Below are 19,723 nucleotides of genomic sequence, written 5' to 3' on the forward strand. Positions count from 1 at the left end.
CGTCAGCGGGACAGCGTCTCGACCGGGCTGTAGCTGCCCTTGCCGGCGCCGAGGGTGCGATCGAGTTCCTTGCGTCGCCATGCACGGTGTCGCCGGTCGACGAGCCGCGCGACGACCGGGACCTTCTGGCAGGCGGTGTCCCTCAGGAAGTTCGGGGCGAAGCGCAGCAGCGGGGCGAAGCGCCAGGGGCCGACGTCCGGGAGGTCGGCCTTCACGTAGGACTCCGGTGTGTAGAAGTAGGCGTGGCCCAACTGGAAGCGGTAGTTCAGCTCGGCTCTGGCCCGCGTCCATCCGCCGGTCTCGGGATCGGGCTTGTAGGCGTCCATGAAGGAGTGACACAGTCTGCGGCTGTCGTCGTTGTCCTCGGACCGCTGCGCCAGCGCGACCAGCCGCATGGCCCGGTAGGCGTCCTCGATCGTCTCTGGGTACCACGGGGTGTCCACGCCCATCACGTAGCCGATGTAGCGCCACATGTGGAGCATGGCGACGATGTCGTCGTCGGTGGTCCGGTAGCCGATCGTCCGCAGCTGCGCCCCGGAGATGATCGAACCCGCCATCAACGTGGTGAACATGTTGAACTGGCTGATGGGAACGCCGAGCCGCGGGCGGTCCCATTCCTTGTGGTTGATGATGCGGGCGCGAATCATGCAGTGCAACAACCGCACGTGCAGTGAGGTCTCCCAGCCGGGATTGCCCGCGCGCATTCCGCCCGGCTCGCTGATGTCGGTCCAGTGTTTGCAGGTCTCCCAGAAGCGGTTGAGCGCCGAGTTCCCGGTGTAGGCGCCGGTGAGGATCAGCGGCTTGGTGACCGACGGCGTGCGATAACCGGCGAAGGTCGCCATGCCGAAGTACGGGTAGAGCTCCTTCCCGTAGCGCCGGAACACCGTCGCGCCTCGATCGAACAGGTCCCAGTCGAGCCAGTCCGGCTCCGTGTGTATCTGCGTGAAGAGCTCGACGAGGGCGGGCGAGGGATCGTCCACGGCCTCGATGCCACCGTGCACGGCGGCGTGGAACTCCTCCCGCGCCTGCCGAACCGATCCGCGGGCCCTCGCGTCGGCGTACCAGGCGTCGCCCAGGCGGTCGCCCTGGTCGAGCGCCCGTCCCATGCTGGTGACCACGTCCGCGGGTAACCGGAGATCGGCCTTGGCGACCTTCTCGAGTCGCGTGGTCAAGCCGATACCGCCGGGTCCCTCCTCGCTCTCGAAGAACACGAACGCACTGGGGAGCTCGGGATTCTCCCGGTTGACGGGGTCGATCGCTGGGCGGATTCAAACGGTCGTCGCAACACCCTGATCACGGAGGAGTCCAGGGATGGCGACGAAGGACTGGAGCAGGAGGACCGGCGATATGCCCGAGGGGCTTCGCCGGCAGTGGCGTGCTGATCGGGCGCTGCGGCCGCCGATGCGTTCCCCTGGGCGGCCAGAGCCGTCGCGGGTGGTGCAGCGACAGTTCTGGCGGCTGATCGCCACGGGTGTCACGACGGTGGAGGCGTCGTTGGCTGTCGGCGTGTCGTGGCCGGTCGGTGCCCGCTGGTTTCGCCACGCTGGCGGCATGCCGCCGATCTTGCTGACCGAGCCGTCGGGTCGCTGCCTGAGTTTCGACGAACGCGAGGAGATCGCGATCTTGCGCGCCAAGGGCAAGGGAGTCCGTGAGATCGGCAGGGCGATCGGGCGGGACCCCGGGACGGTCTCACGCGAACTACGCCGCAACGCCGCCACCCGTAGCGGGAAGGTGGAGTACCGCGCCGGGGTGGCGCAGTGGAAGGCCCAGCAGGCTGCGAAACGCCCGAAGACCGCGAAGCTGGTCGAGAACCCGCGGCTGCGCGAGTACGTCCAAGACCGGCTCGCGGGCAACGTCCGTAGACCTGACGGCACGATCGTCGCGGGTCCGACACCGCCGGTCTGGAAGGGGCTCAACAAGCCGCACCGGGCAGACCGTAGATGGTCGCTGGCGTGGAGCCCCGAACAGATCGCGCAGCGCCTGAAGGTGGACTTCCCCGATGATGAGTCCATGCGCATCAGCCACGAGGCGATCTACCAATCGCTGTTCATCGAGGGCCGCGGTGCGCTCAAGCGTGAGCTGGTCGCGTGCCTGCGGACAGGGCGTGCGCTGCGGGAGCCGCGGGCGCGATCCCGGAACAAGGCGCAGGGTCACGTGACCGCCGATGTCGTCCTGCGCGAGCGTCCCGCTGAAGCCGAGGATCGCGCCGTTCCCGGGCACTGGGAGGGCGACCTGATCATCGGCACCGGGAGGTCGGCGATCGGCACGCTCGTCGAGCGCAGTAGCCGCTCGACGCTGTTGGTGCACCTGCCGCGGGAGCAAGGCTGGGGCGAGAAGCCGTATGTCAAGAACGGGCCGTCGCTGGGCGGCTACGGGGCCGTCGCGATGAACGCCGCGCTGACCGCGTCGATGACGAAGCTGCCCGAACAGCTACGCAAGACGCTGACCTGGGATCGCGGCAAGGAGCTCTCGGGGCACGCGCTGTTCGCAGTCGAGACCGGGACGCGGGTCTTCTTCGCCGACCCCCACTCACCATGGCAACGCCCGACGAACGAGAACACCAACGGCCTACTGCGCCAATACTTCCCCAAAGGAACCGACCTATCGCGCTGGTCCGCCGAGGAACTCGAGGCCGTCGCTCACGCACTGAACAACCGACCCCGCAAGGTCCTCGGATGGAAGACCCCTGCCGAGGTCTTCGAAGAGCAACTACGCTCGCTCCCGCAGCCCGGTGTTGCATCGACCGGTTGAACCCGCCCTGTCTCGCTCACTGGAGCACTTCCTCCTCAATCGTGATGATGGTCGAGAATCGCCTTGACGGTCACCCCGGCTTCGACGTCGGCGACGGCGTCGTTGATGGACTCCAGCGGGTACACCGTGGTGAGTCGTTCGATCGGAAAGCGGCCCTGACGATGCAGGCCGAGGATCCGCGGTATCAACACGGCGGGCGCCTGGTGGCCGATCACCGAGCCCATGACGCTGCGTCCCGACAACAGCTCGAACGCGTCGGTGCGGAACTCTGCGTGCGGCGGCGCTATGCCGAGAATCGCCGCCCTGCCCAGCGGAGCCAGCGCGCGTACCGCGGCCGTCATCGACTCGGGTGAGCCGGTGGACTCGAGCGCCAGGCCGACTCCCGTGCCTCCGGTGAGCTCCATGGCCGCGTCGACCACCGGGATCGCGCTGACGTCGACCACGTCGGTCGCGCCGAGCTCCGCGGCGAGGTGCAGCCGGGCGGCGTGTCTGTCGGCGACAATGATGCGGCTCGCACCCGCGACGACCGCCGCCATGACCGCGCTCAGTCCGACCGCGCCCGCGCCGATGATCAGCAGTGAGGCACCCGGTTCGACCCGGAGGACGTTCCACACCGCGCCGGCGCCGGTGCTGACCCCACATCCCAAGGGTGCGAGCACCGACGCGGGGACGTCGCCGCGCACCTTGACCAAGCCGGTGGGACGACAGAGGCTCAGCCCGGCGAACGAGGACTGACCGAAGAAGTGGTCGTGGACGGGGCGTCCCTCGTGGTCGCTGAGACCGACGGTGCCGTCGGCACGTCGTGCGCCGAAGTTCAACGCGAAGTGATCGGGGCAGTACGCCGGCATGCCGCCCCGACAGTTCGGGCACCGTCCACAGAAGTCGAAGCCGGCGATCACGGTGTCGCCCACCGCGAGTCCCTCGACCTGGGGGCCGACGTAGTCGACCACGCCGGCACCCTCGTGGCCCGCGACCACCGGCAGCGGCGTCGGGAGGCGGCCCGCGGCGACCTCGAGATCGGTCCGACACAGGCCGGCCGCGTCGAAGCGGACGATCACCTCGTCCGCACGCGGACGTTCCAGGTGCAGCCGTTCGACTCCGAACCCGGAGGATCCGCCTCGGCTGACCGCAGCGGTGGTCGAGATCATTCTTCCGTACCCCTCACCGTCGTCGACTCAGAACGTGGCCAGTGGCGTCATGCCCGGGAAGTGCGCGCTGACGGCAGGCGTTCCGGCGGCTCGCAGGCGGTCCACCCACTGGGTCCGTCGTTGCGCGGCGGCGTCGGCGTCCGCGTCGAAGCCGCACCGCCAGTTCGGGTGTGCCATGCCCGCCGGGTGATGGAAGAGGTCGCCGACGACCGCCAGCTCGCCACCGCCCTCGACGTCCGACACCATCACGACGGTGTTGCCCGGAGAGTGTCCCGGCGCGTGATGCAGGGAGAGCCACGGGAGCGGCGCGGCCTGCGCACCAGACCACGTTCGCACCTGCGGTGCGATCGGCTGCAGTGCCTCGCGCGCCTCGTGGTCGCCGTCGAGGCTCGCCCATTCCAGCTCGTGCACGTAGTACGAGGCGTTCGGGAAGAAGGGCGCCCCGTCGACCGTCGCCCAACCGATGTGGTCGGGATGGAAGTGCGTGAGGACCACGAGATCGACTCGGTCGGCGCCCACCCCGAGCGAACTCAAGGCACCGGGCAGCTCGCCGAACCGCGTCGGCGACGAACCATCCGGCAGTGGTGACGGTGTCGGACCGCCGCCGGTGTCGATCACCACGGTGGCGCCCGACGAGTCGACGGCGAGGAATCCCCCGAAGGGCACGTCGAGTCGTCCGTCGGCGGTCAGATCCGGGGAGACCGACCGCCACAGGGCCTCGGGAACGTCCGGGTAGAGCACCGACAGCGGCATCGGCATCACGCCGTCGAGCAGCGGGTGCACGCGGACGTCCCCGACGACCATCGGGAAGGGCCCCTCCGCCGTGGCGGGTTCGCGACGTTGCATACCGCGATGCTACTTGCGCGCAAGCAAATGTCAACGTCGTGTCCCGCGCTTGACCCGCCGCGTCGGCGGAGCAGTAGCCTGACCTCTCGACGAAAGGACATGCGTGGTCGAACGAGTGCGGGCCGAGCAGGCGTCCGGTGGATCCCGCCCCGTGGAGCACAAGGACGACGGGCGTCGGCAGGCCATCCTGCGTGCGGCCACGACGCTGTTCGCCGAACAGGGGTATCGCGAGACGAACCTCAATCAGATCGCCGTGGAGCTGGGGTTCCGCCGGCAGGCGGTCTACCACTACTTCCCCGCGAAGGACGAGATCCTCTACGAGCTGATCGCCCAGGCGGGGGAGGCGATGATCTCGTCGTCCCAACCCATCTTCGACTCCGACCTCGAGCCGGCCGAGATGCTGGCCGAGATCGTGCGCAACCACGTCAGGGTCGTGCTGGCGCAGCCCGACACCTTCCGCGTGCAGTTCGGCGAGCTGAACAAGCTCAGCGGCGACCGCGCGGACGTCCTCCGGAAGGGCATGTCCGACTACGTCCGCCGCATCGCCGAGGTGATCGAGGCCGGCCAGCGGGCCGGCGTGTTCGTCACCGAGCGTCCGATGACCCTGGCTCTACTCCTGGTGGGAATGTGCAACGGCACCACCCAGTGGTTCGAGTCGGCCCGCTCGAGTGGTTCCGTCGACGAGATCGCGGACCACGCCACCCTCGTCGCCCTGTCGGGTGTCACGAGGTCTCACGCCCGGCGCAGCGGATAGCGGATCCGGGCTCGCCTGCCAAGCTACTTGCGCGCCAGCAAGCTGCGCCGTACGGTCCGGGACGTGAGCGAGTGCCCGCTGTGTGATCGCCTGTCGTCGCCGACGCCGCCTCCAGGTGGGTGGATCCATCGCGACGACATCTGGGCGGTCTCCGCTCACCCCGGCATCGCCGTGCCGGGATGGCTCGCGGTGCAGACGACTCGGCACGTGGCGACACTGGCTGAGCTGAACGACGGCGAGGTCGCCTCGCTCGGACCCCTCCTGCGCGAGATGTCCACAGTGCTCGAAGCGGCGACGGGTGCGGACCGCACCTACATGTACGCACTCGGCGAGGGTGTGCGCCACTTCCACGCACTCCTGGGAGTGCCGCTGTCGCAGACGGACTCGACCGACCGGGGCTCCCGGTTGCTGACGCGCATCCTCGCTCGCGACTCGACCCTGGAGCAACCGCAACGCCGCGATGACGTGTGCGCGGCGATCGCCCGAGGCGTCGGGAACCTGTAGCCCCCGGGTCGGGGAAGGCAATCGAAGGAGTAGGACGGATGACCGATCTGAGCGGCAAGGTCGCGTTGATCACCGGGTCGACGCGCGGCATCGGCCGCGCCATCGCGCTGCGGTACGCCTCGTGTGGCGCGTCCGTCGTCATCAATCATCGGGACGACGACGCGAACGCTGCGCAGACGGTGAAGGACGCCGAAGCCGTCGGTGGCAGGGCCGTTGCCGTCCGGGCCGACGTATCCAAGACGGCCGACCTGGACCGCCTTTTCGAGGACACGCGCGCCGCCTTCGGCGACCTGCACATCGTCGTCGCCAACGCCGGTGTCGAGATCATCGACCAGCCGGTCCTCGAAGTCACCGAGGAGCAGTTCGATCGCTTGTTCGCGCTCAACACCAAAGGTGCCTTCTTCACGCTCCAGAAGGCTGCGCGCCAGGTGGTCGACGGGGGTCGGCTCCTCTACATCGGTTCGAGCACCACGTGTAGCCCCTTCGCAGGCGTGGGCTTGTACGGATCCAGCAAGATGGCGCCCCGGTACCTCGTGGGCGTTCTCGCTCTGGAACTCGGCAAGCGCGGGGTCACGGTGAACACCATCCTGCCGACGGTCATCGAGGGGGCCGGGGTGTTCACGGACATCGCGGCGGACGATCGCTATCACGCGATGAACGCCGCGATGCGGCCGATCGGCGGACGAATGGGACGTCCGAGCGACGTCGCGGACGCCGCGGAGTACTTCGCGAGTGACCTGGCGGGGTGGGTGAGTGGCCAGCATCTGCTGGTCAGCGGCGGGGCCCAGATGTAGGAAGAAGGGTAGACTTGCCAGCAAGCAAGGTGATGGCTAGCGTGGATGCAGCTTCTGCTCCTCTTCGCGACGTGTGTCGCGTCCCTCCCCGGCAACCGAAGGTGCACCGTGGCGACTGACGTCGGAGAACTGGCAGATCAGGCCTCGGTCCGCCGGTCGCGGATGGGCGAGTTCACCTTCACCTATGTGGTGGACGGCTCCATGTGGTTGGCCGCCCGGCTGTTCCTGCACTCCATCCCGACTGCGTACTGGGAGGAGCATCCAGAGCAGATCGGCGCCGACGGCTTCGTGGCGATGTCCGCCGGAGGCCTCCTGGTCGAGACCCCGGATGAGACGCTCCTCATCGACGCCGGACTGGGTGACGTGCGAGATGAGAGCGCGGTCGGGAGGAACGACTCGGGGGAGTTCCTCACCACGCTGGCCGCTCTGGGCGTGCAGCGAGGCGACATCGACGTCTTCGCCCTCACCCACCTGCACGTCGATCATGCGGGGTGGGCCTTCCTGGACGGCGACGACGGCAGGCGGGTCCCGGCGTTCCCCGCTGCGCGATACGTGGTCGCCGAGTCGGAACTCCGGCCTTTCCGCCGGGGCGAACGTCCGCTCGGAGCGTGCGACCATGATTCGGTCGTCGAACCGATGGAAGGGCTGCCGACACTGCAGCGCATCGCGGACGGCGAGCAGATCTCGCCCGGCGTCACAGCGCTCGTCACTCCCGGCCACAGCGCGGGCCACACGTCCTACATCATGACGTCGTCGACCGGTCAGCGCTTGATCGCGTTCGGAGACGCCTTCCACGTGCCGGCGCAGCTGAACCATCCGGAATGGGGATCCGCGCCGGATGTCGCACCCGAGTTGGTCCCCGCGGCGCGCGCTCGCCTTCTCGACGAGCTGTGCCGACCCGAGACGTGGGCCTTCGCCATACATTTCGGAGATCAGCCCTTCGGCCGCGTGATCCGGGACAGCTCGGGAGAGGTCCGCTGGCAGCCGGTCGCCACCGACGTCCTCGCAGCGCCACCTCGCCCGCCATCGTCAGACACACGCCAGTAACCCGAAGACGACCCCGAAGACCCGGAGAGGACGAGGCCGAGCATGACCACGAATCTGAGGGACCGGACCGGCGGCGACCTCATCGACGTCCACGCGCACTACGCGCCACCGATCCCGGATGACAAGCGTCCCGCGATCCTCGCCGAGTACCGGAGAGGCAATTTCCTGTCGCCGCCTGCGGAGAAATGGACCCCGGCGCTCGCCGTAGAGTTCATGGAGGCTCACGGGATCCGCGCCCAGGTGCTGTCCAATCCCAATCGGCTGACCGTCACAGCGGCGCGCCGCTACAACGACTTCGGCGCCGAGGTCGTGGCGAGCGACCCCGACAGGTTCGGACTCCTGGCGAACCTTCCCCTTCAGGAACCCGTGGCGGCGTTGTCGGAGATCGACAGAGCCGCTGAGGACCTGAACGCGGACGGCTTCGTCCTGGTCACGAACTACGACGGGCGCTATCTCGGCGATCCGGCCTTCGACGACGTCTTCGCGGCGTTGAACGAGCGCGCCGCGACGGTGTTCCTCCATCCGGTCGAGCCTGCAGGCTTCTCGCACCTGTCCTGTGGACGGCCGGGGCCGGTCATCGAGTTTCCCATGGACACCGCACGGACCGTGGTCGACGCGATCTACGCGAAGGTCTTCCTGCGCTACCCGCGAATCAAGGTCATCATCGCCCACGCCGGTGGTGTGCTGCCGGTGCTGGCCACTCGCGTCGCGACCACCGGGATGCTCGGGTGGGTGCCGAATCCGAACACCGTCACCTCCGACGAGGTCAGGGCTCAACTGGCCGCCCTGTACTACGACACGGCGTTGTCGGCGCACCCCAACTCACTACTGCCGCTACTGGAGACGACGACCGCGTCGCACATCGTGTTCGGAACCGATTACCCGCCCGCGGGCGACAGCGTCATCGAGACCAACATGCGGCTCCTGAGCTCGACGGACATCCTCGACGACCGCGAGCTGTCGGCGATGGCGACCACCGCCACGGCGCTGTTCCCACGCTTGGCCCAGTCGCCGGGGGTGGCCGCGTCGCCGGGCGGCTACGGGAGCGGGGAGTCCTGATCTCCGTCGACCCGTGGCAGCACGAACCCGCTGCCGTTCGGCGGCCGTGAGGACGCCTGGCACTAGGCCCCTGCACCCACGGACCACATCCCTGCACTCGACGCCGTAGCCGGCGGCCCCGCCCGTCGAGAGGGTGGGGTCGATCGCCTGGCCCTCCCGGGCCCGGCTGCCCCTTCACCGGCGAACAGGGAGCGATCGTGCGACAGAACGTGGAGTTCCGCACCGAGGACGGAACCGTGCTGCGGGGCTGGTGGTACGCGGGCGAAGGGCCGGGACCCCGGCCGGGGATCGTCATGGCCCACGGGTTCTCCGCGACCAAGGAGATGTATCTGGACGACTTCGCCGAGCTGTTCCACGAGGCCGGGTTCGACGTCCTGGTCTACGACAACCGCAACCTCGGCGAGTCCGACGGCCCGGTCCCCGGCGAGATCGACCCGTGGCAGCAGGTGCGCGACTACCGCGACGCGATCACCTGGTTCTCCGGGCAGGAGGGCGTCGACGCCGGGCGCATCGGCATCTGGGGCTCCAGCTACTCCGGCGCCCACGTCCTCGTCGTCGCCGCGATCGACCGCCGGGTGCGGTGCGTGGTCTCCCAGGTCCCGCTGGTCACCGGCCTGCAGAACGCCCGCCGCCTCGTCCGGTCCGACTTCTGGGAGGGCCTGCGCGCGGGTTTCGACGCCGACCGGCGCGCCCGCCTGGCCGGGGAGGCGCCCGCGATGATCCCGGTCGCCTTCGAGCACGCTCCCGACGAACCCGCCGCGCTGCCCACCCAGGACACGCACGACTTCTTCTTCGGCCCCATCCGGGACCGCGCGAAGACCTGGCGCAACGAGGTCACCCTGCGCTCGGTGGAGCTGTTCACCGAGTACGAGCCGCACGCCTACCTCGCGCGGATCAGCCCGACGCCGCTGCTCATGGTCGTGGCGACCGGCGACGTGCTGACCCCCTGCGACCTCGCCGTCAGCGCCTACGAGCAGGCGCTCGAGCCCAAGCGGCTGCTCCTCCTCGACGGCGGTCACTTCGACGCCTACGTCGACGAGGCGTTCGAGATCAGCGGCGCGGCGCAGCGGCAGTGGTTCACCGACCACCTGATGGCGGCCCGGCCCGTCTGAGCCCCTCGTCCTCCTCCCGGGAGTGACATAGGTTACAGGTTTCGGGCGGGCGGCGCGGCCTGCCCCGGACGCCCGGACGGAGCGCGATGACCCAGCGGATCGAGGAAGTCCCCACGTCCGACTCGTCCGCCGAGGAGTGGGCCGCCACCGTGAGCCGGTGGCACGACGGCTGGCGGGTCGAGCCCGCGGGCACGTGGCCGTCGGCCTACCTCGGTTCCTACCTGCTGGGCGAGGTCACCGTCGTCGACTGCCGCGCCGGGCGCTGTGCCGGTGTCCGGGTCGCCGACCGCGACGGCACCGACCGGGGCAGCGGGGACGTCGGCATGCTCGTCCTGCACTCCGGACGCGAGACGGTCGAGTGCGGCGGACGCGAGGTGCTGCTGTCCGCGGGCGAGGCCGTCCTGTGGGACACGCGGACCAGCGGTCGGTTCGCGGTGGACGAGTTCGTGGACAAGAGTACGGTCTTCCTGCCGCGCGCCGTGGTCCGGTCCTGGGTCCCGGACCTGGAGCGGCTCGTCAACCGGGGCCCGGTCCCCGCGGCGTCGACCACGGCGCTGCGGGGACTCCTCCGGGGCGTGGCCGAGACGCCGGCGGGCACGCTGGAGCTCCAGAGCGCCGGCGTGCTGGCCTCGGCGGTGAAGGAGACGGCCTTCCTCACCGTCAGCGGCCTGGTGCCCGAACCGGCCCGGGGCGGGGGGCGCTCCTGGCACGCGCTGACCCGCGCCGTCGAGGACCGGCTCCCGGCCGCGCCGACCGCCGAGGAACTGGCGGCGGACCTGTCGGTGTCGGTCCGCACCGTCTACCAGGCCTTCGCCGACAACGGGACCACGGTGCGCGGCTACATCCGGCAGCGCCGCCTCGCCCGGGCCCGCGAGGAGCTGCTCGACCCCCGCCGGGACGACTCGGTCGCCACGACCGCGCGGCGCTGGGGGTTCGCCGACCAGTCGACGTTCGCCAAGGCGTTCCGCCGCCAGTACGGGCGCACCCCCAGCGAGGTGAAGCGCACGGCCGTCGGTTAGGCCGCGCAGCGGGTGCCGTCCGGTGGCAGCTCACCGCGGGTCAGGGCCGCGCCGCCTGCGGCGGCGAGGCACGGCGAGCGGTAGAAGCCGGTGTGCCCCATGGTCTCCAGCACCATCAGTCGGGAGCCGGGGATCAGCGAGCGCAGCTCCTCGCCGTTCTCCAGCGGCGTCTCGGCGTCGGAGATGTTGCCCATGATCAAGACGGTGCCCGCCACCGGCGCGGTGGGCAGGGGGAGCGGGCCCTCCTTGGCCTGCGGGCACGCGGTGGCGGGGATCAGCGCGAACGTGGCGGCGAACGCGCCGATCCGCGGGGAGATCAGCGCGGCCTGCGCCGCGTCGGCGGTCAGCTCGTCGAACGTGAGGCGGGTGGGCCAGTCCGCGCACCCCACGTACTGGAAGATCTCCGGCCCGTTGGAGAACGTCCCGTCCGGCCGCTGCCCCGCGATCCCGACCCCCACGGCGTAGAGCGTCGACGGGTCGCCCGTCGTGCGGTACTGCGCGATCGCCTGCTCGGCCACCTCCTGGCTGCCGCCGTAGTCGACCAGCCCGGCCAGGACGACCTGGTAGAGCAGCCCCGCGGTGAGGTGCGCCCCGTCCGTGCCCGGAACCACGGGCTGCTCCGCCCGGACCTTGGCGAACATCTCGTCGTACCCGGCTCCGGGGTCGGGGCCGAAGGCGCAGTCCGGCTTCGCCGCGCACCGCGCGAACCACCGGTCGAGGGAGTCCTGGCCCGCCCGCGCCATGCCGAAGGCGGTGTCGCGCACGGTGCCCTTCTGCGACATCGAGCCGTCGAGCACCATGTTGCCGACGGTGCCGGGGAACAGCGCCGCGTAGGTGGCCCCCACGCGGGTGCCGTAGGACAGCCCGAGGAAGTTCAGCACCGGCTCGCCGGTGGCGATCCGCATGGCCTCCAGGTCCTTCACCCCCTGCACCGTGCCGAGCAGGTCGAGGTAGTCGCCGTAGCGGGCCGTGCAGGCCGCGGCCCGTTCCTGCACCGCCCCCACGGCCGAGCGCAGTCCCTCGGTGGTGCCCGGGTCCGCCTCGAAGTACCGCATGTTGCCCTCGGGGCAGCGGATCGGCGTGCTGGTCGCGAGACCGCGCGGGTCCCAGCTGACGATGTCCATCGTGCCGCCGGTGGCGTCGACGATCGTCTGGGCGCGGGTGCGGATCGAGCTGGTCCCGGGGTCGCCGGGCCCGCCCCAGTTGACGAACACCGCGCCCGCCCGGGCTCCCGGCGCCGGCAGCTTCGTCATGCCGAGGCTGATCGTGGGGCCGTCCGGGTCGTCCCAGTCCCGGGGCACCTCGATCGTCGTGCACTGGAAGCCGTCCCCGCAGTCGGTCCAGCTGAGCGTGGGTGTCGCGGCCTGCGCGGCGGGCGGCGCCTCCACAGCGGCGCCCGACGAGCAGGCCGCGACGGTCAGCGCGGCGACGAGCAGCGACGCGACCGCGGACAGTCGGCATCGAGACATCTCCGGTCCCCCTCCCACCGGAGCGGCGCTCGTCGCCGAACCGGACGTCCTTCACGATCTCCGAGGAGCCGGGGCCGGTCGATGGCCCTGGCACCCCGTCGACAGGGGGCCTGGGCCCCCTGTCGCGGGTGGTCCGGTTCGTGGCGTTCGGTCCTAGACTCCCGCCCAGTGGAGGGGGCGACCGCACCATCGATCCGACGCCGGCCCGCCGGCTCGGCCGTCCGGCCTGCCCTGGTCCTTCTGGCCGCGCTGTCCCTGGCGCTCGCCGTCGCGGTGGGGGCCGCCGCGCTCGGCGGACCGGTGGAGCCCGCGTGGTTCGGCCTGCTGTTCCCGATGGTGGGCACCGCCTACGTCGGGTCCGGGCTGCTGGCCTGGTACCGGCGCCCGGCCAACCGCACCGGTCCGCTGCTCGTCGCCGCGGGGCTGGTCGGGCACGTCGCCGGGTTCGAGCTCACCGGGGTCCCCGGGCTGCGGGAGGTCGGGTTCTTCTGCTCGCTCCTGCCGATCGCGGCGATCCTGCACCTGGTGCTCGCCTTCCCCACCGGGCGGCTCACCACGCGCCCGGCCCGGCTGCTCGCCACGGCGGGGTACGTCCTGCTGGTGGGGGGCGACCCCGTCTTCTGGGGGCTGCCCCCCGGCGCCCTGGCCGCGGCCGCGACGACGAAGACCTACGGGGCGATCGCCGTCCTCCTCGCCACCGCGGTGCTGCTCGGGCACCGGTTCCGGCGCGCCGCCCCGGCCCAGCGGCGCACCCTCGCGCCGCTCTACGTGTTCGGCGTGCTCACGATCGTCTACATCGTCGTCGCCGCGAACCTGCTCCCGCCGCTGTTCGGCGTGGACCTGGCGACGGTGTCGGCCACCCAGGTCCTCGCGATCGGGCTGATCCCGTTCGCCTTCGCCGCCGGCGTGCTGCGCGGCGGCTTCGCCAGGGCCGCCGCGCTGGAGGACCTGGGGTCCTGGCTCGCCCGCGGCGACCGCGACCCCGCGGCGGTGCGGGCGGCGGTGGCCGACACCCTCGGCGACCCGTCCGCCCAGGTCGTCTTCCCGGTCGACGACGGCTACGTCGACGCGGCGGGCGGCCCGGTTGCGCCCGGCCGCGGCCGCGCCGTCACCCCGGTCCGGCTCGACGGGGGGCCGGTCGCCGCGATCGTCCACGCCGCGGTGGCGGACGCCGCGCACGTCGAGGCGGTCGGCGGTGTCGTCGCGATCGCGCTGGACCGGCAGCGGCTGGTCGCCGAGCTGCTGGCCTCGCGGGCCCGGGTCACCGAGGCGGCGGACGCCGAGCGCCGCCGCATCGCCCGCGACCTGCACGACGGCATCCAGGCGCGGCTCGTGCTGCTGCGCCTGCAGGCCGCGGGCAGCGTCGACGCGGACCCGGGCGCGGTGGTCGCGGGCCTCGACCGGGCCATCGACGAGCTGCGGCAGCTCGTGCACGGCGTGATGCCCGCGATGCTCGTCGAGAACGGGCTGGGCGCCGCCGTCGAGGACCTCGCCGACCGGCTGCCGGTCCCCACCGCCGTCGAGGTGCCCCCGGACGACGACCTCTCGCCTGCCGTCCAGACCACGGCCTACTTCGTCGTCGCCGAGGCCCTGAGCAACGCGGTCAAGCACGCGGACGCGTCCCGGATCGGGGTGCGGATCCACCGCGACGGCTCCGACCTGCACCTCGAGGTGCGGGACGACGGCCGCGGCGGCGCCCACGTCGGCGGACACGGCGGGCTGCGCGGGGCACGGGACAGGGTCGAGGCGCTGGGCGGGCGGTTCCACGTCGCCGACCTCCCGGGCGGCGGCACCCGGCTGCAGGTCGGGTTGCCGTGCGGGTCGTGATCGGCGAGGACGAGCCGCTGCTGCGCGAGGGTCTCGCGCTCGTCCTGTCCCGCAACGGGTTCGAGGTCGTCGCCGCGGTGGGGGACGCCGACGCGGTGCGCGCCGCGGTGGCCGTCGAGCAGCCGGACGTGGTCGTCACCGACATCCGGATGCCGCCGGGCAACACCGACGACGGCCTGCGCGCGGCCCTGGGCATCCGCTCCACTCCCGTGCTGGTGCTCTCCCAGCACGTCTCGCGGCGCTACGTCACGGCCCTGCTGAGCGACCGGTCCGCCGGCGTCGGGTACCTGCTCAAGCACCGCGTCACCGAAGTCGCGGGCTTCTGCGACGACCTGGCCCGGGTGGCCCGCGGCGGGGTCGTCCTCGACCCGGAGGTGGTGTCGGTGATGGTCGGGCGTTCCGCCCGCGAGGACGGCCGCGTCGACCGCCTGACCCCGCGGCAGCTGCAGGTGCTCGGCCTGATCGCCGAGGGCCGCAGCAACCTGGCCATCGCGCAGCGGCTCGGGATCACCGAGAAGGCCGTCGCCCGGCACGCGGCCCAGATCTACGACGCCCTCGACCTCCCCCCGAGCCTCGACGACCATCGCCGCGTCCTCGCCGTGGTGCGCTTCCTCGGGCGTTAGTACCGCACGTCGCTCTGCAGGAGCGGTGGGTAGACCTCGGACGCCTCGCCGTCGACCGTGGTGCCTGCGAACTGCAGCATCGCCCGCACCGACCCGTGCATCGGCGCGGGGTAGTCCAGGGTCGGTGCCGACAGGTCGTCGAGCAGGGTGCGCTGCGCGCCCGTGAGCTCGACGTCGAGTCCCTCGAGGTTCTGCTCGAGGTGCCCGATCCGGCGGGCCCCGAGGATCGGCACGACGGTGCCCGGCCGGGTGCGCAGCCAGGCGAGGGCGACGGCGGCGGAGGTGGTGTGGAGCTCCTCGGCGACGGCCGCGACCGCCTCGATCACCGCGTACTCCCGCTCGTCCGGCTGCCCGACGAAGGCGGTGCGCGCGGAGTCCCCGACCGCGGCCCCCCGGCGGTACTTGCCGGACAGGAAGCCATTGCGCAGCGGGCTCCACGGCACCAGCCCCAGGCCCTGGTCCTGTGCGAGCGGTGCGAGCTCGCCCTCGACGGTCCGCGCCAGCAGCGAGTACTCGACCTGCAGCGCGATCAGCGGCGTCCAGCCCGCGAGCAGCGCCCGCGTCTGGGCCTGGGCGGTGACCCAGGCCGGCACGTTGGAGAAGCCGAGGTAGCGGACCTTCCCGGCCCGCACGACGTCCTCGAGGGTCCGCATCGTCTCCTCGATCGGGGTGTGCCGGTCCCAGTTGTGCAGCCAGTACAGGTCGAGATGGTCGGTGCGCAGCCGCCGCAGGGACTCGTCGAGCTGGGCGAGGATCGCGGACCGGCCCGCGCCGCCGCCGTTGGGGTTGCCGGGGAAGAGGTTGGCGAAGAACTTGGAGGCGACGACGACGCGGTCCCGCCGCCCCGGGGCCGCGGCCAGCCAGTCGCCGAGGATCTTCTCGGAGTGACCGTTCGTGTAGAAGTTCGCGGTGTCCACGAAGTTCCCCCCGTGGGCGAGGTAGAGATCGAGGATCTTCTCCGACTCCTCGACGCTGCAGCCCGCGCCGCCCGCGTCCTCGCCGAAGGTCATGGCGCCGAGTGCGAACGGGCTGACCCGCAGCCCGGAGCGGCCGAGGGTGACGTAGTGGTCGAGTGGCACGGGGCCTCCGCAGGTCGTCGGGACGAGGTGTCCAGCAAAGCCCCCGCGGGCCCTCGCGGAGTAGACCGATCCCGCCCACCTCGTGCACGATCCGCTCATCCTCCGCAGGATCGGGTTGTCACCGCCTGCCCCGGGGTGCTTGCGTTGCACCTGTGCAGAACACGGCGTCCGAGCTCCTCACCGAGATGTGCGCGCTCATCGACGCGCATGCCGGGGCGGGTGTCGCGACCGCCGTCGACGGCCTGCTGCTCGGCCGGACGAGCAGCGGCGTGGAGCCGGAGCACAGCCTCACCGCGCCGCTGCTGGTGATCATGGCGCGGGGCGGCAAGCGCCTGCTGCTCGGCGATCGCGTGCACGAGTACCGGGCGGGCGAGCTGTTGCTGGTCACCGCCACCCTGCCCGTGACGGGCCACTTCTTCGACGCCACACCCGAGGCACCGGCGCTGGCCCTCGCACTCGTGCTGCGCCCGTCGCTGATCGCGTCCCTGTCGCTGGAGGCACCCGCTCCGCCCCGGGCTCGGCGGGACGTCCCGAGCCCCGCCGTCTCGACCGGGCCCGTCGACACCGACCTGCTCGACGCCGCGGTCCGGATGCTGCGCCTGCTCGACCACCCCGCCGACGCGCCGGTGCTCGCCCCGCTGATCGAACGGGAGATCCTCTGGCGGGTGCTGACCGGCCCGCACGGCGGGGTGCTCCGCGAGATCGGGCAGACCCGCAGCAGCCTCTGGTACGTCGGCCGCGCGATCGCCTGGCTGCGGGAGAACTACGCCGAGCCCGTGCGGATCGAGGACCTCGCCGCCCGGGCCGGGATGAGCCCGTCGACCTTCCACCGACACTTCCGCGCGATCACCGCGCTGAGCCCGATCCAGTTCCAGAAGCGCATCCGGCTGCAGGAGGCCCGGTCCCTGCTGGTGGCGCGGCCGGACGACGTCGCCGGGGTCGGACACCTCGTCGGCTACGACAGCCCCTCCCAGTTCAGCCGGGAGTACCGCCGCCTGTTCGGGATGCCCCCGGGCCAGGACGCCGCGCGGCTGCGAGCGACGACCCCGCGCGCGACCTAGCGGCCGCTGCCCTGACCCCGGCCGGAGCAGGCTCGGGCCGGGGAGGGACGCCACGGCGCGGCCCGCCCGCCCGAGGCCGCCTCGGCCGGACGGACCACTCGCGCCCGGTCGTGCGGCGCCCGTGCACCGGAGGGGCCACTGTTCGACCCCGGCGGCTGTGTGCTCGACCGACCCGGCGGGACACCACTACCCGAGGCCGGGGGCGGTCAATCCTGTCGCCTCAGAGCAGGCCCTGCGCCCGCGCGGCGTGGACCGCGGCCGTGCGGTTGCCGACCTCGAGCCTGCGCATCGCGCTGCGCAGGTACGCCTTGACGGTCTCCGGGCTCAGGTTCAGGGCCTCGGCGGCCTCCCGGTTGCTCTTGCCGACGGCGATGAGGCGCAGCAGCTCGATCTCCCGCGGAGCGAGGTGGACCGCGGTGCCGGCCGTTCCCGGGTCCGCCGCCGGGGCGCCCGCCGTCCCGGCCAGCTCGGCGGCGATCCGCCGCAGGCGGGCCCGGACCACGGGGTCCGCGGTGGTGCGCGCGATCTCGGCGAGCTCGTCCACGGCCGCGTCGATCCGCGCGGCGCCCGGCGGGAGCGGCCGCGGGCGGGCCGTCAACGACTGGATCTCGCGCTCCATGGTGCCCGCGAAGGCACTCGCCCGCTGCACCGCGACGTCGCCGATCGGCCGGTCCGCCCGCACCGCCCCGTAGACGATCCCGCCGATGTGCCCGTGCACGCGGATCGGCAGCGCGACGACGGACTTGATCTTCTCGTGGTGCACGACGTGGCGGTCGAAGTCGTGGGTGATCGCGGTGGTCGTGGCGTAGTCGTTGACCCGGCACGCCGTGCCCCTCAGCAGCGCCGTGCCGCCGAGACCGCGCCCGGAGCGCACCTGCAGGCCGCTGAGCGTGTCGCTCATCGTGCCGCGCAGCTCCGTGATGAGCAGCTCGGTGCGGTCGGCGCGCCGCTGCACCGCCCCGCCGAACACCACGGGCAGCCCGGTGACGTGCTGCATCTGCCGCAGCCGCTGCGCGAGCACCCGTTGGATGACCTGCGTCTGCGGGTCGTCGACCACGGCGACCTCCTCGTCCACTCCGCTCTCGGACTTTCATGGTGACCGACCCGCCGTCGTCCTGACAACGATCTCCGGTCCATCCGGCCAGGCCGAGGCGCGGGACACCCCCGTTCGGGGGCAGTCGACCGGTCTACCCCCGTCCGTGCGTAGTGGGGCCCGCCCCGCCTGGGCCAGGCTTCCGCGACCCCTTGCCGTGCAGGCCCGAGACCAGGAGGACGTCGATGTCCACCGACGACCAGTCCGCCGCGCCGAAGGCGTCGCTGCGGCGCGTCGCGATCGCCAGCTGCGCAGGTACGACGATCGAGTTCTACGACTTCTTCATCTACGGGACCGCGGCCGCGCTCGTGTTCCCCACCGTCTTCTTCCCGGCGCTCGGGGCGACCGCGGGCACCGTCGCGTCCTTCGCGACGTTCGCCGTCGCCTTCATCGCCCGGCCCGTCGGCGCCATCCTGTTCGGGCACTACGGGGACCGGATCGGCCGCAAGCGGACCCTGGTCTCCACGCTGCTGCTGATGGGCGTCGCGACGGTGCTGATCGGTCTGCTCCCCGGCGCCGAGACCATCGGCGTGGCGGCCCCCGTCATCCTGGTGGTGCTGCGGTTCGCCCAGGGCTTCGCGGTCGGTGGCGAGTGGGCGGGCGCGACACTGCTCACGGCGGAGTACGCCCCGCCCGCACGGCGCGGGCTGTACGCGACGTTCCCCCAGCTGGGCCCCGCGATCGCCTTCGCGCTGTCCAGCGGCACCTTCCTGGTGACCGGGCTGGTCCTCGGCGACACCGACCAGGCCTTCCTCGACTACGGCTGGCGGATCCCGTTCCTGGCGAGCTTCCTCCTCGTCGCGGTGGGGCTCTACGTGCGCCTGTCCATCGACGAGACCCCGGCCTTCCGGGCCGCCCAGAACGCCGGTGTCCTCGACCGACCGCGCCGCCTGCCGCTGGTCGAGGTGCTCCGCGCCCAGCCGCGCGAGGTCCTGCTCGCGGGCGGCTCGCTGACGATGGTGTTCGCGTTCTTCTACCTGGGCACCGCGTACCTGACCAGCTACGGCACCTCGGCGAACGGGCCGGGGCTCGACCGGCCGGTGGTCCTCGCGCTGGGCATCGTGGCGGCGGTCGTGTTCGGCGCGGCCATCGTGGTCTCCGGAGCGCTGTCCGACCGGATCGGTCGCCGACGGCTGATCATCGGCTCGTCGGCGGCGGGCATCGTGTGGGCCCTGGTGCTCTTCCCGCTGCTGGACACCGGCTCCCCGCTCGCCTTCGCCATCGGCCTCACCGTGACGCTCGTGATCTTCGCGGTGGCGTACGGGCCGGCGGGCGCCCTGCTGCCGGAGCTGTTCGAGACCCGGCACCGCTACACCGGCGCCGGCCTGGGCTACAACCTCGCCGGGGTGCTCGGCGGCGCGATCCCGCCGCTGCTCGCACCCGGGCTCGCCGCGTCGTTCGGCAGCATCGCGATCGGCGTCATGCTCAGCGTGACCGGGGTGATCGCCCTCGTGTGCACGCTCGCGCTCCGTGAAGCGCCGCGGGGGACGCTCGCCGAGAGCGCCGCGCCCGCCACCACCTGATCCGCCCCCGAGTC

At 71.9% G+C, this 19,723-nt stretch carries 18 protein-coding genes; 12 read left to right on the forward strand and 6 right to left on the reverse strand.

What is annotated here, in order from left to right; genetic code table 11:
- Positions 1-2: 2 nt before the first annotated feature.
- Complete coding sequence (locus L3X23_RS26395; protein ID WP_237195440.1) at positions 3-1,172, reverse strand: oxygenase MpaB family protein; 1,170 nt, start codon at positions 1,170-1,172, stop codon at positions 3-5.
- A 175-nt stretch (positions 1,173-1,347) separates the two neighbouring features.
- Here L3X23_RS26395 and L3X23_RS26400 point away from each other — a divergent pair, with 175 nt between their 5' ends.
- Entirely contained in the window at positions 1,348-2,751 is a 1,404-nt protein-coding gene (locus L3X23_RS26400) for an IS30 family transposase (protein WP_237190097.1), read from the forward strand.
- Between the two features lie 35 nt (positions 2,752-2,786).
- Here L3X23_RS26400 and L3X23_RS26405 read toward each other — a convergent pair whose 3' ends face one another.
- Together L3X23_RS26405 and L3X23_RS26410 are read right to left on the reverse strand one after the other, a co-directional pair.
- Positions 2,787-3,899: an NAD(P)-dependent alcohol dehydrogenase gene (locus tag L3X23_RS26405; protein WP_237195441.1), complete on the reverse strand. Its 1,113-nt coding sequence runs from the start codon at positions 3,897-3,899 to the stop codon at positions 2,787-2,789.
- A 27-nt stretch (positions 3,900-3,926) separates the two neighbouring features.
- Positions 3,927-4,745, reverse strand: a complete 819-nt coding sequence (locus L3X23_RS26410; RefSeq protein WP_237195442.1) for an MBL fold metallo-hydrolase — start codon at positions 4,743-4,745, stop codon at positions 3,927-3,929.
- A gap of 103 nt (positions 4,746-4,848) precedes the next feature.
- Here L3X23_RS26410 and L3X23_RS26415 point away from each other — a divergent pair, with 103 nt between their 5' ends.
- The 7 genes from L3X23_RS26415 (at position 4,849) to L3X23_RS26445 (ending at position 11,034) form a co-directional block, all read left to right on the forward strand.
- Positions 4,849-5,499 (forward strand): TetR/AcrR family transcriptional regulator, encoded by a 651-nt coding sequence (locus L3X23_RS26415; RefSeq protein WP_237195443.1) that lies wholly within the window; start codon positions 4,849-4,851, stop codon positions 5,497-5,499.
- A gap of 63 nt (positions 5,500-5,562) precedes the next feature.
- Complete coding sequence (locus L3X23_RS26420; RefSeq protein WP_237195444.1) at positions 5,563-6,003, forward strand: HIT family protein; 441 nt, start codon at positions 5,563-5,565, stop codon at positions 6,001-6,003.
- A gap of 38 nt (positions 6,004-6,041) precedes the next feature.
- A complete protein-coding gene (locus L3X23_RS26425; RefSeq protein WP_237195445.1) occupies positions 6,042-6,797 on the forward strand; it encodes an SDR family NAD(P)-dependent oxidoreductase in 756 nt (251 codons plus the stop codon).
- A gap of 108 nt (positions 6,798-6,905) precedes the next feature.
- Entirely contained in the window at positions 6,906-7,844 is a 939-nt protein-coding gene (locus L3X23_RS26430) for an MBL fold metallo-hydrolase (RefSeq protein ID WP_237195446.1), read from the forward strand.
- Between the two features lie 42 nt (positions 7,845-7,886).
- Positions 7,887-8,903 carry an amidohydrolase family protein gene (locus L3X23_RS26435; RefSeq protein ID WP_237195448.1) on the forward strand — a complete coding sequence of 339 codons (1,017 nt, stop codon included), beginning with the start codon at positions 7,887-7,889 and terminating at the stop codon, positions 8,901-8,903.
- 197 nt (positions 8,904-9,100) lie between these two features.
- Positions 9,101-10,015, forward strand: a complete 915-nt coding sequence (locus L3X23_RS26440; protein ID WP_237195450.1) for an alpha/beta hydrolase — start codon at positions 9,101-9,103, stop codon at positions 10,013-10,015.
- 86 nt (positions 10,016-10,101) lie between these two features.
- Entirely contained in the window at positions 10,102-11,034 is a 933-nt protein-coding gene (locus L3X23_RS26445) for an AraC family transcriptional regulator (protein WP_237195452.1), read from the forward strand.
- On the opposite strand, the gene L3X23_RS26450 is transcribed toward L3X23_RS26445, so the two are convergent.
- Positions 11,031-12,503, reverse strand: coding sequence for an alpha/beta fold hydrolase (locus L3X23_RS26450; RefSeq protein ID WP_237195453.1), 1,473 nt, complete (start codon positions 12,501-12,503; stop codon positions 11,031-11,033). The genes L3X23_RS26445 and L3X23_RS26450 overlap by 4 nt on opposite strands.
- Before the next feature lie 168 nt (positions 12,504-12,671).
- Between L3X23_RS26450 and L3X23_RS26455 the strand changes: the two genes are divergently transcribed.
- Together L3X23_RS26455 and L3X23_RS26460 are read left to right on the forward strand one after the other, a co-directional pair.
- Positions 12,672-14,330, forward strand: coding sequence for an ATP-binding protein (locus L3X23_RS26455; protein WP_237195455.1), 1,659 nt, complete (start codon positions 12,672-12,674; stop codon positions 14,328-14,330).
- Entirely contained in the window at positions 14,318-14,953 is a 636-nt protein-coding gene (locus L3X23_RS26460) for a response regulator transcription factor (protein ID WP_237195457.1), read from the forward strand. The genes L3X23_RS26455 and L3X23_RS26460 overlap by 13 nt, the downstream gene beginning before the upstream one ends.
- On the opposite strand, the gene L3X23_RS26465 is transcribed toward L3X23_RS26460, so the two are convergent.
- Positions 14,950-16,032 (reverse strand): aldo/keto reductase, encoded by a 1,083-nt coding sequence (locus L3X23_RS26465; RefSeq protein WP_237195459.1) that lies wholly within the window; start codon positions 16,030-16,032, stop codon positions 14,950-14,952. The genes L3X23_RS26460 and L3X23_RS26465 overlap by 4 nt on opposite strands.
- A 152-nt stretch (positions 16,033-16,184) precedes the next feature.
- Here L3X23_RS26465 and L3X23_RS26470 point away from each other — a divergent pair, with 152 nt between their 5' ends.
- Positions 16,185-17,093 carry an AraC family transcriptional regulator gene (locus tag L3X23_RS26470; RefSeq protein WP_237195461.1) on the forward strand — a complete coding sequence of 303 codons (909 nt, stop codon included), beginning with the start codon at positions 16,185-16,187 and terminating at the stop codon, positions 17,091-17,093.
- Between the two features lie 220 nt (positions 17,094-17,313).
- Here the strand turns inward: L3X23_RS26470 and L3X23_RS36330 are convergent, their stop codons facing one another.
- Complete coding sequence (locus L3X23_RS36330) at positions 17,314-18,168, reverse strand: LuxR C-terminal-related transcriptional regulator (RefSeq protein WP_237195462.1); 855 nt, start codon at positions 18,166-18,168, stop codon at positions 17,314-17,316.
- Positions 18,169-18,371: 203 nt separating this feature from the next.
- Between L3X23_RS36330 and L3X23_RS26480 the strand changes: the two genes are divergently transcribed.
- Positions 18,372-19,709: an MFS transporter gene (locus tag L3X23_RS26480; RefSeq protein ID WP_237195463.1), complete on the forward strand. Its 1,338-nt coding sequence runs from the start codon at positions 18,372-18,374 to the stop codon at positions 19,707-19,709.
- Positions 19,710-19,723 lie beyond the last annotated feature (14 nt).

It is taken from the genome of Pseudonocardia sp. WMMC193 (assembly GCF_021728735.1).
GTDB lineage: Bacteria > Actinomycetota > Actinomycetes > Mycobacteriales > Pseudonocardiaceae > Pseudonocardia > Pseudonocardia oroxyli.